This window comes from Alteromonas sp. D210916BOD_24 (assembly GCF_047159385.1).
GTDB lineage: Bacteria > Pseudomonadota > Gammaproteobacteria > Enterobacterales > Alteromonadaceae > Alteromonas.
The window spans coordinates 3,185,875-3,202,654 of sequence record NZ_AP038333.1 but is presented as its reverse complement, the minus strand read 5'-3'; the positions used below and the strand labels follow the sequence as shown (position 1 = coordinate 3,202,654).

The window sequence follows — 16,780 nt, the reverse complement described above, 5'->3', positions numbered from 1 at the left end:
CAGGTCTAGAGTAGTAGCCGATCTCCTAAATGCTTGACTTTGCTGCTTTGATTAGAAAACCATCTAATTAAGTCACGCAGCAATAACGTTAACAAAGCCGGGCGTTAGGGAAATGTAAAAACATAACAACTAGTTAACCTGACATGAGGGTGAAACAATGGCATTTAGAAACGAAGAAGACAAAAAAGCATATTGGAAGGAGAATTTAGCCCTCCTTGCCAAGCTTTTAGTCGTATGGTTTGTCGTGTCATTTGGTGCCGGCATACTGTTTGTCGATGCATTAAATGAAATTCAATTCTTTGGCTTTAAGCTGGGCTTCTGGTTTGCACAGCAAGGCGCAATTTATGTGTTCGTTGCATTGATTTTTGTCTATATGACAAAAATGAACGCTATGGATAAACGCTACGGTGTAGACGAGGAGTAACCCATGGACGTTCAAACACTCACATTTATTATTGTAGGTGCTTCGTTTGCACTCTACATCGCAATCGCAATTTGGGCTCGAGCTGGCTCAACTAACGAATTCTACGTTGCCGGTGGTGGCGTACCTCCTGTAATGAATGGTATGGCCACGGCAGCCGATTGGATGTCTGCGGCTTCATTCATTTCAATGGCGGGCCTAATCTCATTCATGGGTTACGATGGCGCAGTTTACCTTATGGGGTGGACTGGCGGTTACGTACTCCTTGCTCTGTGTTTGGCACCTTACCTACGTAAATTCGGTAAGTTCACTGTACCTGATTTCATTGGTGACCGCTACTACTCACAAACCGCTCGTACCGTTGCGGTATTCTGTGCAATCTTCGTGTGCTTCACTTATGTAGCAGGCCAAATGCGCGGTGTTGGCGTAGTATTCAGTCGCTTCTTAGAAGTGGACATTGTAGCAGGTGTGGTAATCGGTATGGTTATCGTATTCTTCTACACTGTACTTGGTGGTATGAAAGGTATTACTTACACCCAAGTTGCACAGTACTGTGTACTCATTTTTGCCTACATTGTTCCAGCGGTATTCATTTCAATTATGGTGACAGGTCACATCCTTCCGCAAACTGGGTTTGGTGCCACGTTAGCTGATGGCTCCGGAATGTACGTGTTGCAGAAACTCGACATGTTATCAGTGGAACTCGGCTTTAATGAATATACCTCAGGAACTAAGAGCACTATCGACGTATTCTTTATTACGTTTGCACTGATGGTAGGTACAGCAGGTCTTCCACACGTAATCGTACGTTTCTTTACTGTGCCTAAGGTTCACGATGCTCGTAAATCAGCAGGTTACGCACTTGTGTTCATTGCACTACTGTACACTACAGCGCCTTCACTTGCCGCGTTTGCTCGTGTGAACATGATTGAAACCATCAATGGTCCTGAAATGACTGGTACCAGTTATGCAGAAGCGCCTTCGTGGATTAAGAATTGGGAACAGACTGGTCTTATCGGCTTTGAAGATAAAAATGGCGATGGCAAAATGTTCTATTCAGGCGATGAGCGCAACGAAATGAAGGTTGACCGCGATATTATGGTTCTGGCGAATCCTGAAATTGCGAACCTACCTGCATGGGTGATTGCGTTGGTGGCCGCGGGTGGTGTTGCTGCAGCCTTGTCTACGTCAGCGGGTCTTCTGTTGGTAATTTCGACATCCGTTTCCCACGACTTGTTGAAACGAAACTTTATGCCGAATATTACCGATAAGGCAGAATTGATGTATGCGCGATTAGCGGCAGGTGTGGCCATTGTAATTGCAGGCTACTTCGGTATTAATCCGCCCGGGTTTGTTGCGCAGGTGGTCGCCTTTGCCTTCGGCTTGGCAGCATCGAGCTTCTTCCCAGCAATTATTATGGGTATCTTCAGCAAACGAATGAATGATAAGGGTGCGATTGCGGGTATGATCAGTGGTATTGCTTTCACCGCCGCTTACATCATCTACTTCAAGTTCGTGAATCCTGCGGCAAATGTGCCGGCTAACTGGTGGTTTGGTATTTCACCAGAAGGTATTGGTACATTGGGTATGATGGTTAACTTCCTTGTTGCATTCTTAGTATTCAAAGCAACAGATGAAGCACCAGAAGAGATTCAAGAGCTAGTAGAAAGTATTCGTTATCCAAAAGGAGCGGGTGAAGCATCTGCTCACTAATACAACGAAACTTAAATAATTAAACGATAACCAACCTACTGGCATTTGTGAGTAGGTTGGTTTTTTCTTTTATTATTGAGCATGTTGATCTTTGCGGTACTCTTGACATGATGTACTGCAAAGATCAACACCCTCTGGGGCTGCAATCCCTCGTTCAACAGACCCCTGGTTAACATTCTCTAGGAATAGTGTATGACTGTCATAGCAAAGCAGGTTGAAGATTTTCTTTCTACATCAGCGCCATTCGATGGATTAGAAAGCGAGCAACGTGCAGACTTGATCAAGCATGCTGAGCTTCTCTATCTGACAGCAGACAATGCTGTCACGCTAGAGCAAAATGGACCGATGTTATACCTCATACAAAGTGGACAGTTTTCGGTTCAGGATGGGGAAAGTAGCATACGTCATCTCAGTGAAGGTGACTATTTCGGGTATCCTTCCCTCATTGAGAAGCGCACGTTTCCACTACAGGTCACGGTAGATAGTCCAGGATTAGTTTATTGTTTTGAAGGAAAGTATGTTGCCACAATGCTAGAGATCCCCGCCATTGGGAATTTTTTCGCAGGGCTTCGCAACAACGCCTTGCAGAATCATGCGTTAGCAGATAGCAATTCTATGTGGCTGTATAAAGGGTTAACTGACGTCATTAGCAAAGCACCAGTGTCTACCGAAATCCACTCAACTATTGCCCATGCTGCGGGCTTAATGACAACGCACAAAGTGTCGTCTCTTCTTATCACCGACGACAATAAATTGGCTGGTATTATTACTGATCGCGACTTGCGCTCTCGGGTAGTCGCTAAATCTTTAGATACTAACCTGTTGGTAAGTAAAATAATGACTACCAATCCTACCCAGATAACGGGAAATAGGACGTTGTTTGACGCCATGTCTTTGATGACCGAAAAAAATATCCATCACCTTCCGGTTATTGATCATCTGACGAATCAGCCCTTAGGTATGATCACCGCCAGTGACATTATTCGTCATCAGCGAGGCAATGTTCTGTTTATTATTGGCGAACTGTCAAAAGCGGAAAACTTGTATGAATTAACCCGTTTGTCGTGGCAATTACCGCATTATTTTTCTGCCCATGCTAAACGCGCGGGCGATTATGATATTGCGGGCAAAATATTGTCGCAAGCTACCGATATCATGACGCGTAAGCTAATTGGCTTTTTTCAGCAGGAGCACGGCAAAGCGCCGATGATGTTCGCGTGGTTGGTTTTTGGCTCACAAGCCCGTGAGGATCAAACTACGGGCTCAGATCAGGATAACGGTTTGCTGTTAGCACACACCCCTAACGAACAACAGGCTCAGTACTTTGCCGACATGGCTGACTATGTGTGTAATGGGTTAGCGAAGTGTGGTATTAAACTGTGTGACGGTAACATTATGGCCAGCAACCCTGACTTGAGAAACTCTCTTGATGAAGCGGTTGAGGAGGCGAAGCGGTGGGTAAATTCGCCGACAAAAGACGCTATTATGCACTTTAACATTTATCTGGATGCGCGGTGTGCGGCAGGTGACAGCAGTTTGTTTAAAGCACTACAGGAACGCCGGGCGCCATTACTTAAACAAAAAATGTTTCTCGCAGCGCTAGTGCGTCACAGTAATGAGGTAGCCGTTCCCCTTTCCACGTTTCAACGATTCACGTACGAAAAAGGTCGAAAATATAAAGATACTATCGATTTAAAGACCCGAGCTGTTGCACTTATCAACAATATTGCACGTATATATGCGTTAGCCGATGGTTTAACCGTACCCAGTACGCTTGCGCGGCTAGAAGCGCTTTCAGACAACTCCCAACTTTCTAAGAAAGACGCGACCAACCTAAGGGATATTTGGCTGTTTTTGAACCGGTTGCGCTGGCGACATCAGTTGGAAAATAAAGTCACTGATAATTGTGTTTCGGTAGGCGCACTTTCATCTATTGAAAAGCATCAGCTTAAAGCAGCATTTAAAGCCATTGAACGAACCAACCAAGCTATGGTTATGAAGTTTTCTGGCGGTCTGGGTTAATCAATGGCGATAGGGTTCTTACAACGGCTGCTGGCAGTATTAGGGGGAAGTAGTACCCTCAAAACAAAACTAAAGGCGATGACTTTTTCCAGTACCTCTTTCTGTGCAGTGGATTTTGAATTGACCTCACTCGATCCTAATTCAACGCATATCACTTCGATTGGTTATGTCAGTGGTAAACGGGGCCGGGTGGATCTCTCTTCCTGTGGGTATCACGTGGTAAACACCGAAGCGGAATTAGGACAAAGCCCGGTTATTCACGGGCTGACACTTGAAGTTTTAAATGAAGGGACGTCATTGGAAAGTGCGATTGAAGCGTTGCAGCCTCTATTGCGCTCATCCGTTTTAGTGTTTCACAATGCGAGTCTCGACCTTAAAGCGCTGGATCGTGCTTTTCGCGTACTCAATTTGCCCCCTCAAGAGGTTATCTATATCGATACGCTTCAATTAGCACTCTATCAATTGAATAAGCAACATCAGGTTTTACCTAATAATAGTGCTACGTTAACGGTATGCCGACAACGGCTCGATCTACCGACCTTTCCCGAACACAACGCATTAGACGACGCGTTAGCAACGCTGCAATTGCTGTTTGCACAGCAAGAACAGCTAGGGATTAGTCAAAATGAGTCACTCAGTGCGTTGCTACATACCAAATCAGTAGGTATCTATCAGTTAGGTGTTAATTGAACCACTTTTTGATGTTTTGTTCTCGATGGTGCTTTTAACCTGTTACGTCCTTGCATTTTCGCTTCATACAGGTTTTTGTCAGCCTCTAGCAAAATAAAATCGATGGTTTTTTGATCTTCGGCGCTTTTAATTGCCACACCTGCACTTAACGTAACACGCTGATGTTCTGATGCACTGTGACGAATATTCAATTCATAGACTCCGTCAATCAGGCGCTTAGTGACTTCTACGGCACCTTCAATATCGGTATTAGGTAGAAGTACCAAAAATTCCTCTCCACCTAATCGGACAAGTTTATCCATCGGACGCATGAGGGCATTATTAATGGTGTTGCTGACCTTCCAAAGACAGGCATCTCCTTCAAAGTGACCATACATATCGTTAAATCGCTTAAAATGGTCGATATCAAAAATAACCAAGGAGAGCGGGTTGGCATTCCGCAGGCCATCTTTCACTAGGCGGGGCAGGTAATCGTCGAGATAATGACGATTATAAGCGCCGGTCAGTCTATCTACGTATATCAGCTTCTCTAACAAATCATTTTTTAACTTATGAGTTAGATGAGATTTTACGCGATTGCGCAACGTACACGCATTGACGGGTTTGTGCACAAAATCCACACAGCCAGACTCCCAACACTTGGATTGATCTTCGTCGGCGTCTGCCGAGGTAACAAAAATGATAGGAATAGAAGCGCAAGCCGGCTTAGCCTTTATTAATGCAGTAGTTTGATGCCCGTCAAGGTCGGGCATGTTAACGTCCATTAATACCAAATCAGGGGAATGTTGCTCACAGAACGCCAGTGCTTCTTTACCAGAGCCTACAGAGGAGCATCTTGCGGTATCTGCAAGTAGGGTTTCTAGTTGAAGTCTAGTTATCTCTTGATCATCGACGATAAGTATCAGGCAGTCTTGTAACTTGCGTTCTCTGAGCTTTTCACTATACACAACCACTCCTTATTAATTGGGCGAGGCGCGTTACCCAGAGTACTATGATAGGAAGCAAATTTGCATTATTCAAAAGTTTAATAATAAAAGTAAAAACAACATCATGCCAAACTACACAATTGTAGAAGCGTGGTATACCGCTTTGTCTCTTAAAGAAAAAGTTCAATTAACGAAAAAATGAGATGTAAAAAATATGTAAATAAACAACTGTGAACTATGCTTATAGGTATCGAGTAACAAGAGGTGCCTGTGATGAATACTCGAAGAATGCTATTTTTGTTATCTTTCCTTGTCCTGACAGGGTGCCAATCTACTGATGAACAAACTACAGTAGCGGCTCCTGCTTTACTCAATGATCAACTCTTTCCGTCATATGTTTTGTTTTCCGTCGAGTCGCCGGAAGAAATTTTCTATTTAGGTGAAGAAGCACAACGCTTTGCTGAGCGTGCAGTGTATGAAAACAGTGCTTCTGAGAAAAATTTGAAACGCCTTGTTAAAGCTATTTTTGACCATTCAGAACAAGGTGTTTTGTATCGAAATAGCGCGAATACCACAGCTAATTCTACCTTTAATAATCGTGCGGCTAATTGCCTCTCACTGTCTATTATGGCTTATGCACTCGCCGAACACGCGGGGTTAAAGGCGACTTTTTATGAGGTTGATATACCTGAATATTGGACTCGCAGAGATGGCTTCAGTTTACTCAATGGTCATATTAATCTCAGAGTAACCGTTCCTAACGAACCATTAATCGTGTCAGTGGGCTCTTCTTCCGCCGATATCGATTTCGACCCACAAATGATTCGAAGTCATTTTCCGCGTAACAGCGTTTCAAAAACGAAAATATTATCCATGTTTTATAACAATAAAGGTGCCGACGCGTTGGTAGCAAACAGCTATACCCGTGCATATAGCTACTTCCGTGCTGCGGCTAAACTATCGCCTGACTTACATCAAAGCTGGGTAAATCTGGGGATTTTGTATCGCATGGTGGGGGCGTATGACCAAGCTGAACTTGTGTACAAACACGCCCTTTCACTTAACGATGACAACCTCACAGCATGGGAAAACCTCGCTATCTTGTATTCACATCAAGATAGAAAAGATGAAGCGATAGCAATTACGGAAATGGTGGAATCACGAAGACGGGATAATCCGTATTATCACTATATTCTGGGCGAGCAAGCATTTGATGATGGTAATATGGAGTTGGCGCTTACTTACTACCAACGCGCTTTTCGTATTGATGATTCTCGTCACGAAATTTTATTTGCTTTAGCTAAGACCTTTCACGAGTTAGGGGATATTAGCAAAGCGCAAAGTTACTTGGAGAAAGCAGTCAGACATTCTGCTAACGATCAGGATCGCATGCGCTACGCTTCTAAGATTGCTGCATTGGCCAGCAGTTAACGAAAATTACGTGCTATAGATAAAAAAAAGCCACGGACTAGCCGTGGCAAAAATAACACTACAAAAGGAACTTAATTTATATAACGCCCAGCTCACGGAGGCGCTCTTGCAGGTATGACCCTGCAGTATGACGTTCTGAAAGAACAACATCTGGTCGCGGGTGTAAAAACAGCGGCAGTGAGATACGAGATTTAGTCATATCAGCGCCATCTGGGTTAACTACCCGATGTGTAGTTGATGGGAAGTAATGGCCTGATGCTTCTTGAAGCATATCGCCAATATTCACGATCAAATTACCAAAATCGCAAGGCACTTCTAACCAACTACCGTCTTTAGCTTGTACTTGCAAACCAGGCTCATTCGCGGCTGGTAAGATAGTAATTAAATTAATATCTTCGTGAGCAGCGGCGCGGATTGCATCGACTTCTTCATCTCCTTTAAGAGGCGGATAGTGCAGTATACGCAGCAATGTTTGATCAGAATCTTTGATCATATCGCCAAGCGGCTGACTGTACTTTGCGCTCACTTCAGCAGGAGAATGCTTTTCTATCCACCCAAGAAGCTCTTTAGCTAATGTGTTCGCTTCCTCATAATATTGAGAAATCTGAGGGCGTAGTGCTTCAGGACACTGACCCCAAGGGTAGAAGTGGTAATATTCTTTAATATCTTTTTTCGTAAAGCCTTTGGCTACCTCAGAAACACTCTGAGGGAAAAATCCGTCTTGTTTACCTTTGTTGTACAGGTAATCATTCTTCTGCTCACTGTCGAAGAAGGCCTGCCAGTTATCGTAAATACCTTGAACCAATGACTGCTGGATAGGGTGGTTTTTTAAAACACCGAACCCTGTCTCGCGAAGTGACTTCACGAATTCTTCTTGAGCGTTTTCCGCTCGGTAATCAACAGCAACTAATTGCATAACTTTATCCCGTATATTTTGACTGCGGCATTATAAAGGTAGACGGGCTACAGAAAAAAGTCGCAGAAATTGACATAAATCAACTCCGCGAGGAATTTGCGCGTAATTTACATAAACCTGACCAGTTAGTCTAGTAAAAACTTGACCAACTGGTCTGTTTAATTAAATTTTAACCGAGTGAGAGGTAAAAGCCCGCTAGTGCGGCACTCATTAAGTTAGACAACGTTGCAGCAATAACAGCTTTTAACCCCAGTCGCGCGATTTCTTTTCTGCGTGTTGGTGCCATGGCACCAATTCCACCCATCAAAATTGCGATAGAAGAGAAGTTTGCAAAACCACAAAGTGCAAAGGTGATAATGGCCTGAGACGCTTCAGATAGCTGTGCTTGGTTTTCCAAGAAATTTAAGTAGGCAACAAATTCGTTGACCACCATTTTCTGACCAATAAAGCTACCTGCAAGTTGTGCTTCCTCCCATGGTACGCCGATTGCCCATGCGAGTGGTTGAAGTACATAACCCAGGATCCCTTCAAACGTTACGTTTTCATAGCCGAATAAACCTGCTGTCCAGCCAATCAGGCCGTTAAACATGGCAATTAGAGCGATGAAAGCGAGTAGCATGGCACCTACATTTAGCGCAAGTTGCATGCCTGATGCAGCGCCACTGGCGGCCGCATCAAATACATTGGCGTAGCCGGTATCTTCCGCGTCTACGTCATGTAAATCTTCATTGGGCTTGTTGGTTTCGGGCAACATAATTTTTGCCATCAACAAACCACCTGGTGCTGCCATAAAGCTGGCAGCTAATAAGTATTTAAGTTCAACACCCATACCGGCATAACCAGCCATAACTGACCCTGCAATAGACGCAAGGCCGCCTACCATAATGGCAAACAGCTCAGAACTGGTCATGTGAGGAATAAACGGGCGTACTACCAATGGCGCTTCAGTTTGGCCAACAAAAATATTTGCCGCCGCTGACATGGACTCCGGTCGACTGGTTCCCAAAGCTTTTTGCAGAAACCCACCGATAACTTTGATGATAAGCCCCATAACTTTAAGGTGATAAAGTACGGCTATCAACGCAGAGAAAAAGACAATGACGGGTAATACGTTAAAGGCAAAAATAAACGCAATTGACTTGTCACCAATTGGGCCAAATAAGAAGTTAATGCCTTCTTGGCTATAGTCGATAATATTGGCGACAAACTGCGTTGCTTTTAATAGGACTTCTTTACCGGGTTCAGAATACAGGACAAACGCACCGACTGTGGCTTGAATAGCAAAAGCACCCCCTACGGTGCGCCAATTTATACTGCGTTTCGCCGATGACAACGCGAAAGCAATACCCAGAAGGAGCGCAATGCCCAGTAAACTAACCATACTAATGTTCCCTTAAAGAAGCGCTTGCTGAATGTGTGATTTAATCACATCTAATGCAATTTGGTTTTTGCCACCTTGCGTCACTACTACGTCGGCAGTGAAGCGGCTTGGTTCGATGAATTGATGGTACATAGGCTTGACAGTTTCTTCGTACTGTTTTGCCACAGATTCTATGCTACGGCCACGCTCTTTAAGGTCACGCATCATGCGGCGCATTAAGCATATATCTAAAGGTGTATCGATAAATATTTTCACGTCATACAGAGGAAGAAGGTCAGTACGCGCTAGTAACATAATGCCTTCTAAGATGATAACGGGTGCTGGATTCAGTCTTTCTGTTTCTGGCAAACGAGTATGCGTTTTATAGCAATAATGCGGATAATCGATAGGCTGGCCATCACGCAACGCCTGTAGATGAGCTTTTAGCAATTCATGCTCAAAGGCATTTGGGTGGTCATAGTTGTTCTTTTCCCGTTGTTCCATGGGTAAATGGTCTTGAGCGCGGTAGTAGTGATCTTCTCGTAACACTTGCACAGGGCGGCCTTGTGCACTGAAGCCATTGAACAAATTTTTTGTAAAAAGAGACTTCCCAGAGCCAGAAGCTCCAGAAATGGCAATAATTAGTGGCGATTGCATAGTACTATAAAGCTGGTTTTGTTGGTGCAAAGATACGCGTTTAGGCCTCGCGAATCAATGCTAGATTCACAAGTTCTTAGTTATTGGATCGGTCTTTGCTAGATCTTTACTGAGTTTTCAAGGTATTGCAGACACTTCAAAGCATTACCTTAAGTCTTCCAAATGGTCAGATTCTAGCTAAAGCACGTTAGCCCTTGTGTGTGTAGGTATCGAAAAGAGATACCTTTGCGTTATACGAAAATGCTGTAGAAGTACTTAACTTAGCCTTTATTTTTAATTCTCTGCGCCAGCCAGGGCTGTGCGCGTTTAATACGCGCTCATTTAGAAAACAGGTTGTACAGCAAAAATCAACAGACCTTAGTTACCAATAATTTCGATATCCTCTTTTTTAATAGAAGGCAGTGCATAGGAATGCTGTTTTGATCGAGAGCCTTCGCCTTGTGCACGGGGTGGGTAATAGGTTTCTTTTTCTTCACTATAACCAGTAAACACTTCATCAAGCGCAGCGCGAATTTCACTCAGCGTTTTGTCTAAGTTAGCATTAAAATCGGGGCGCTTGCGTTTGGTGTGACCCAATTCAATTAATCGAGCAAAGCTTTTATTCGCCAGCGCCATGAGTTCTTGGGGAACATCTTTGTGTGGCGGTAGCGATTCATTAGGGTGAGCGATACAGTATTTGACCAGGGCGGTATAAAAGCACAAAGGTTTATTTTGTAATGTAACGACCTTGTCATCTATGCCATTAGAAATGGTCTTATCTTGAAGGTTGATCACCAACTTAGGACGTGGAGGAAGAACAGGCGCTTCCGTTACTGACGCTTTTCGTTTGACTTTCCCTGACACGGCGAAAGCGGGGACGACCAAAATCGATAACACAAATGCCACCCAGCTGAATGATAAAGCGTTTATCAACGACTTACTTTGCATAGTTACTGTGATTTCCTGTTCAGCATTCTTGAACATTTTTATTTGACTATACGGGTACGCATTGAAATCTTCTGATGAAGTGGTGACTTCCTGAATTGATTTAACTCTTACAGGGTAGTCTTGTGCTTTGAGAGTGGCATTTAATCTATCTAAATAGCGATAGATAGCTATGTGATTCACTGGCGTATTCAGTGTTACATTTCCCACGTCTAAAAAAGCGCTGTCTAAACTAATTCTGCGCTCTACTTTATCCAACGCACTGTGTATGGAACTACTTAACGCAATACTTTGACCAAGCACGGCAAAAAACTGAAAACAGATTAACAATGCTAGCCAGGCAAATACGATACGGTGCTTCGATTTGAGATAAATACGCGGTGACGTGATTTGTGGGTCAGAGGTACTCATTTGTTACAGCCCTCTTCCAGTGTAATATTTTTGTAATATGGTCTAGGATGGGTGGTGGCTATTTCGTGTACAACTGACTGAACCGCGCAAAATAAATCTGTGTTTTGTGTCTGCATTTTCAAATACCACTGCATGCCACTTACGCTCTCTTGTAGGGGGGTCGCGTAGTTTTTGGAAAAACTCTGACTGTCTTCTTCTGCCCAGTAAGACGATATAATATCGACCTCACCAGCGAGGAGGGCACGGCGAAGTTCTTGATGCGAACTGTAGTAAACAATGTCTACATTGGTAACGGTTAGTCCTAGATCCTGTAAAACAGTTTTAGGCACAATATGACCTGAACGACTGCTGGGATAATCGAGCAAACCAATGCGTTTGCCCAAAAGATATTCTTTACTGAGTAGCGGCTTTTCGCGCAATGCAATAAAGAACGCGGAATAGTCTGGGTGCGCAGCTATTTTTGTCAGGCCGTATATCTGGTCGGCGCCAAAGGCATCCACGATATTTCGCTTGACTAGGGCGAGATCAACGACACCATGATTGACATACCTGAACGTGTCGTAGTCACTTTGTCCCACCACAACTTTCACTTCGCTGTATTGTCTTCTAATTGTTTTGTCAGCGCACAATCGCGCTTCCACCATCTCAGCAATTCTTCCATCAGTGATATAGGCGGTAAACACATCACTGTTACCTGTCAAATCTGTTTTGCAGGTTAAATATTGACCAGTTTGGGGTGCGATGTCATCATGCAAAGTGGATTTTTGAAAATAGCTCGCTACGCTACATATAAATGCGGCGGCGAAAAAAAGAAACCACTTTCCTGAAGCAATAATTCTGAAATTCGTCAAAAAAACGACCAAATGAATTAACGATTTATGGGGTGATTTCATCAGTTAAGGTTACTTATTGCAATAGGTAAGTTTATTTTAATTAAGTAACTTGTTGAAATTTGGGTTAATATTATGAGTAAACCTGATTTTTATTAAACGCTGTTTATTAGTGTCTTATCTGGCAAGAATAGAGCAAGCTAATCGCCAATGTTTGACAATAATAATAACAAGTAAATTAACTTGACCATATGGTCAAGAATTTTTTTGCAATGTCATAGGCCTAGGGGGATTGCTGTTAAACAAAAATGTAAAACTGTAATAAAATTGACATGAACCTCTATAACAATTTCAGCGGTTCAGACTAATTAAAGGTCGTCGACGGGAAATACCCTACCAGCGGCCCCGAAAGAATTTTAAACAAAAAGGGAAACACACACATGAACTCAGCAGCTAAGCTTACTCGCATAGCAGCGGCAGTTGCCCTAACCGTAGGATTGTCTACGGCGGCAATGGCGCAAGAGACGTCGTCTGCTATCCGCGGTAATATTACAGGTCCTATGGGCAATCCAGCTCCAGGTACTGAGATTACGTTGAAGCACTTACCTACAGGTGCGACAAAAACGATCGTTGTTAACTCGGCAGGCCAGTTTACCCTAAGTGGTCTACGCGTTGGCGGTCCTTACGAGATCACTATCGACTCTGATACGTTCCAAGACACGGTAGTAAATGATGTTTACCTTACTCTAGGTGAGCCGCTTGATTTCAACTACACCCTTGCTGAGAAAAACGATATTGAAGTAATTCAAGTATCTGCGTCTCAAATCGCGGTGTCTGCTTTTGGTCAAATGGGTCCATCTGCATCTTTCGACCTTGCTAAGTTAGAAAGTGCGCCAACCATCAACCGTAACATTACCGATATCATCCGTATCGACCCTCGTGTTTACGTTGACGAAACGCGTGGCGATTCAAACCCTGTTCAGTGTGTGGGTAAGTCTAACCGCTTCAACAGCTTGACTGTTGATGGTGTTAAAATGAACGATTCATTCGGTTTGGGTTCAAACGGTTACCCAACTATTCGTATGCCATTCTCATACGATGCAATTGAACAGGTTACTGTTGAAATTGCACCGTTTGACGTAATTTATTCTGGTTTTACAGGCTGTAACATCAACGCTGTTACCAAAATGGGTACAAATGAAATCCATGGTGGTGCGTTCTGGGATTACGGTTCTGACTCATTTCAGGGTGATTCACTTGAAGGTGACAGCGTCAACTCTCCTAGCTTCAGCGACAAGCGCTATGGCTTTAATGTTGGCTTCCCAATTTTAGAAGACACGCTATTCGGTTTCGTTTCTTACGAAAAATATGAAGGCTCAAGTATCTTTACTCGTGGTACGCGTGGTTCTGGTGCACTTAATGAAGTTAATCTAAGCCAAGAAAACTTAGATGAAATCATCCGTATTTCAAATGAGCTTTACCAGTACGATCCAGGTCCGGTTCCAACAAGCATTCCAGAAGAAGACGAAAAGCTTCTTGTTAAACTAGACTGGAACATTAACGACGCTCACCGTTTAAGCTACACTTATAACTACAATGACGGTAACTTCTACAACACGTCTGACGGTGATATGGATGAGTTTGAGCTTTACAATCACTTATACGAAGTGGGTACAGAACTTCAGTCTCACGTTATTTCACTTTACTCAGATTGGACAGATAAGTTCTCAACTGAGATCCGTTATTCATACCTAGATGTTGATAACCGTCAGATCTCTAACGAAAATGCTTCTGGTACAGTAGGTGGCGCTAACTTCGGCGAAATGCAAATTTACGTAGAAGATGAGCTAACAGGCGAAGACGTTATTGTATACATTGGTGCAGATGACAGCCGTCAAGCTAATGACCTAGATTACACCGTAAACGGTTTAATCCTTCGTGGTTACTACTCTTTCGACAATGGTCATGACGTAACATTTGGTTATGAGCGTGAAGACCTAGACGTATTTAACGTATTTGTTCAGCACACAGAAACTGAAATGCGTTTTTACGGTGGTATTGAAGCGTTTGAAGCGGGTCTTCCAGGCGCGATTTACTACAACAATGCACCTTCTGGCGATCCTAACGATGCAGCTGCAGACTGGGGTTACGCAGTAAACGCATTGTACCTTGAAGATGAATTCATGTTTAACGACGACCTAACACTAACTGTTGGTCTCCGTTACGACTGGTACACAACGGACGATGCACCTGAAGAAAATGCTGAATTTGTAGAAAGCTACGGCTTCTCAAATAGCACAAACCTAGATGGCGAAGGCTTACTTCAGCCGCGTATCGGTTTTAACTACTACTTGAACGACAGCACTGAACTACGTGGTGGCTTAGGCTTGTTCTCAGGCGGTAACCCTAATGTGTGGTTGTCTAACAACTTCTCAAACAATAATGTTCTGCAGTTCGGTCAACGTGGTCGTAACTTCGGTTACACCAATGGCTCTCGTTCATTGTTCGACGCTGATGTTGTTTACCTTGGTGTAGAAGATGGCGTTCCTGCTGGCCCTGGTTACGGGATTCCATCAGAGCTATACAACGCGGTAGCAAATGGAGAAGGTGCTAACTTCGAAATTAACTACCTTGACCCAGACTTTGAAATACCATCTGAACTTAAGTTAGCACTCGGTGTTACTCACCAAACTGAAGATGATTATATTCTTCAAGCAGACTTACTTGTTTCTCGTACACAGAACCAAGCGATAGTGCTAAGAGGTGATATTGATCAGGTTGGTACTACTGACGATGGTTATGCAATTTACGAAAGTAATCGTGTGGCTTCATTCGTATTAACTAATGCAAATGTTGATTCTACTTCATATACGGTTTCATTCGGCTTGATGAAAAATTGGGATAACGGTGTTAGCTTAGCAGGTGGTTATGCATACAACCACGCTGAAGACGCTCAACCAATGACTAGCTCTGTAGCGTTCTCGAACTACCAGTACCGTGCATTTACTAGCCCTAACGAGCAAGTATCTTCACTGTCTGATTACAACATTGAGCACCGTTTAACGCTTAACGTTTCTTACAGCATGGAATTGTTTGATGGATACCCAACTTCAGTTGGTGCATTCGGTCTTATTCAGTCAGGTAAACCATATAGCTACACATTGTCACAAGGTGACTCAAATGGCGTATTTGGTTATACACCATACTTGGATAGCAACAACGTACTTCCTGCAGGTGCTGAGCGCAACGGTGAAAACGGCTCTTGGTGGAACAAGGTTGACTTGCGTCTAACTCAGCAACTACCTGGCTTGATGGAAGGTCACAGTGCAAGTGCATTTATCGTATTCGATAACTTCACTAACTTCCTTAACGACGATTGGGGTGTTGCAGAGCGCGTAATCTTTAACACTGTTGAAGTAGGTGATACTACTCCTGAAGCTCGTATGGGTGACGCATCACTTTGGGAAGTTCGCGTAGGTGTTAACTACAACTTCTAATTACTTGGTGTAAACCAATTGTAGTGTTAGGTGCCACTCTCCATATCGGAAGTGGCACTTTTTTGTTTTAGCAATCCTCACTTTTGAAACTACTCTCCTTGTAAGTTGTTTAAGGCTCTTCCACGCTTTTATGTGATCTAACTGCCATTTTTTTTCGAATCTACCTTCATATGACAACTATCATAGGCAAGGAGGATTTATGTCTAAACGATTACTGATGGTAATGACGTCTCACGACATTATGGGTGACACGGGAAAGAAAACCGGCATGTGGCTGGAAGAATTCGCAGCGCCTTACTACGCCTTTCTCGATAAGGGTTATTCGATAACGCTAGCGTCTCCAATGGGTGGGCAAGTTCCAATTGATCCCAATAGTCTGGCTGACGATGCTATGACTGATGATGCTATACGCTATACCAAGGACGAAATTGCCCGAAGTGCGGTTGAATCTACCATTGCCCTTGAAGATGTTCGCACTGACGAGTTTGATGCTGTATTTTACCCTGGCGGTCACGGCCCACTATGGGACTTATCAGACAATGCGCATTCTATAAAGCTGATTGAAGATATGATCGCGAGCAAAAAGCCCGTGGGCGCAGTTTGCCATGCACCGATAGTACTTAAAGAGGTGAAGACCCCAGAAGGTAAGTATTTGGTTGAAGGGAAAACGGTAACCGGTTTTTCTAACAGCGAAGAAGCCGCAATGGAACTGACGGAAGTTGTACCTTACCTAGTTGAAGATGAATTGAGCAAAAAAGGCGGAAATTTCGAAAGTGCGGAAGACTTTAACGTGAAGGTCTGTACAGATGGCTTGTTAGTAACAGGGCAGAATCCCGCATCGTCGCGTCCCGCAGCTGAGGCGCTTATCGAACTGCTGGATTAGACTGTGCTGATCTGAATTGCACAAATGAAATTGAAACGTCCTACGTTGAACAAAACAAAAATGCCGTAGTGATTGCTCGCTACGGCATTTTATTAAATC

Annotated in this window: 13 protein-coding genes; 7 read left to right on the top strand and 6 right to left on the bottom strand. The window is 43.6% G+C overall.

Annotated elements, in window-relative coordinates; all coding sequences use genetic code 11:
• The first annotated feature begins 157 nt into the window (after window positions 1-157).
• From ACMCM8_RS13860 to ACMCM8_RS13845, 4 genes are all read left to right on the top strand, one after another.
• Entirely contained in the window at window positions 158-424 is a 267-nt protein-coding gene (locus tag ACMCM8_RS13860) for a DUF4212 domain-containing protein (RefSeq protein WP_412723196.1), read from the top strand.
• 3 nt (window positions 425-427) lie between these two features.
• On the top strand, window positions 428-2,134 hold the full coding sequence (locus ACMCM8_RS13855) for a sodium:solute symporter family protein (RefSeq protein ID WP_412723195.1): 1,707 nt from the start codon (window positions 428-430) through the stop codon (window positions 2,132-2,134).
• A 192-nt stretch (window positions 2,135-2,326) separates the two neighbouring features.
• The gene (locus tag ACMCM8_RS13850; RefSeq protein ID WP_412723194.1) at window positions 2,327-4,156 is read left to right on the top strand and encodes a DUF294 nucleotidyltransferase-like domain-containing protein; all 1,830 of its coding nucleotides are present in this window, start codon (window positions 2,327-2,329) and stop codon (window positions 4,154-4,156) included.
• A gap of 3 nt (window positions 4,157-4,159) precedes the next feature.
• Window positions 4,160-4,846 (top strand): 3'-5' exonuclease, encoded by a 687-nt coding sequence (locus tag ACMCM8_RS13845; protein WP_412723193.1) that lies wholly within the window; start codon window positions 4,160-4,162, stop codon window positions 4,844-4,846.
• On the opposite strand, the gene ACMCM8_RS13840 is transcribed toward ACMCM8_RS13845, so the two are convergent.
• Window positions 4,828-5,793, bottom strand: a complete 966-nt coding sequence (locus ACMCM8_RS13840) for a GGDEF domain-containing response regulator (protein ID WP_412723192.1) — start codon at window positions 5,791-5,793, stop codon at window positions 4,828-4,830. The two genes, ACMCM8_RS13845 and ACMCM8_RS13840, sit on opposite strands and share 19 nt — an antisense overlap.
• A 252-nt stretch (window positions 5,794-6,045) precedes the next feature.
• On the opposite strand from ACMCM8_RS13840, the gene ACMCM8_RS13835 reads away from it, so the two are divergent.
• Window positions 6,046-7,203, top strand: a complete 1,158-nt coding sequence (locus ACMCM8_RS13835; protein ID WP_412723191.1) for a tetratricopeptide repeat protein — start codon at window positions 6,046-6,048, stop codon at window positions 7,201-7,203.
• Window positions 7,204-7,279: 76 nt separating this feature from the next.
• Here ACMCM8_RS13835 and ACMCM8_RS13830 read toward each other — a convergent pair whose 3' ends face one another.
• The 5 genes from ACMCM8_RS13830 to ACMCM8_RS13810 form a co-directional block, all read right to left on the bottom strand.
• A complete protein-coding gene (locus tag ACMCM8_RS13830) occupies window positions 7,280-8,119 on the bottom strand; it encodes an isopenicillin N synthase family dioxygenase (RefSeq protein WP_412723190.1) in 840 nt (279 codons plus the stop codon).
• A 169-nt stretch (window positions 8,120-8,288) separates the two neighbouring features.
• The gene (locus ACMCM8_RS13825) at window positions 8,289-9,500 is read right to left on the bottom strand and encodes a NupC/NupG family nucleoside CNT transporter (protein ID WP_412723189.1); all 1,212 of its coding nucleotides are present in this window, start codon (window positions 9,498-9,500) and stop codon (window positions 8,289-8,291) included.
• Between the two features lie 12 nt (window positions 9,501-9,512).
• Window positions 9,513-10,136: a uridine kinase gene (gene udk / locus ACMCM8_RS13820; RefSeq protein ID WP_014950808.1), complete on the bottom strand. Its 624-nt coding sequence runs from the start codon at window positions 10,134-10,136 to the stop codon at window positions 9,513-9,515.
• A gap of 357 nt (window positions 10,137-10,493) precedes the next feature.
• Window positions 10,494-11,471 carry a hypothetical protein gene (locus tag ACMCM8_RS13815; protein WP_412723188.1) on the bottom strand — a complete coding sequence of 326 codons (978 nt, stop codon included), beginning with the start codon at window positions 11,469-11,471 and terminating at the stop codon, window positions 10,494-10,496.
• Window positions 11,468-12,364, bottom strand: coding sequence for a PhnD/SsuA/transferrin family substrate-binding protein (locus ACMCM8_RS13810; protein WP_412723187.1), 897 nt, complete (start codon window positions 12,362-12,364; stop codon window positions 11,468-11,470). The genes ACMCM8_RS13815 and ACMCM8_RS13810 overlap by 4 nt, the downstream gene beginning before the upstream one ends.
• 377 nt (window positions 12,365-12,741) lie before the next feature.
• Here ACMCM8_RS13810 and ACMCM8_RS13805 point away from each other — a divergent pair, with 377 nt between their 5' ends.
• Entirely contained in the window at window positions 12,742-15,798 is a 3,057-nt protein-coding gene (locus ACMCM8_RS13805) for a TonB-dependent receptor (protein WP_412723186.1), read from the top strand.
• 199 nt (window positions 15,799-15,997) lie between these two features.
• The gene (locus ACMCM8_RS13800) at window positions 15,998-16,681 is read left to right on the top strand and encodes a type 1 glutamine amidotransferase domain-containing protein (protein WP_412723185.1); all 684 of its coding nucleotides are present in this window, start codon (window positions 15,998-16,000) and stop codon (window positions 16,679-16,681) included.
• Window positions 16,682-16,780: the final 99 nt, after the last annotated feature.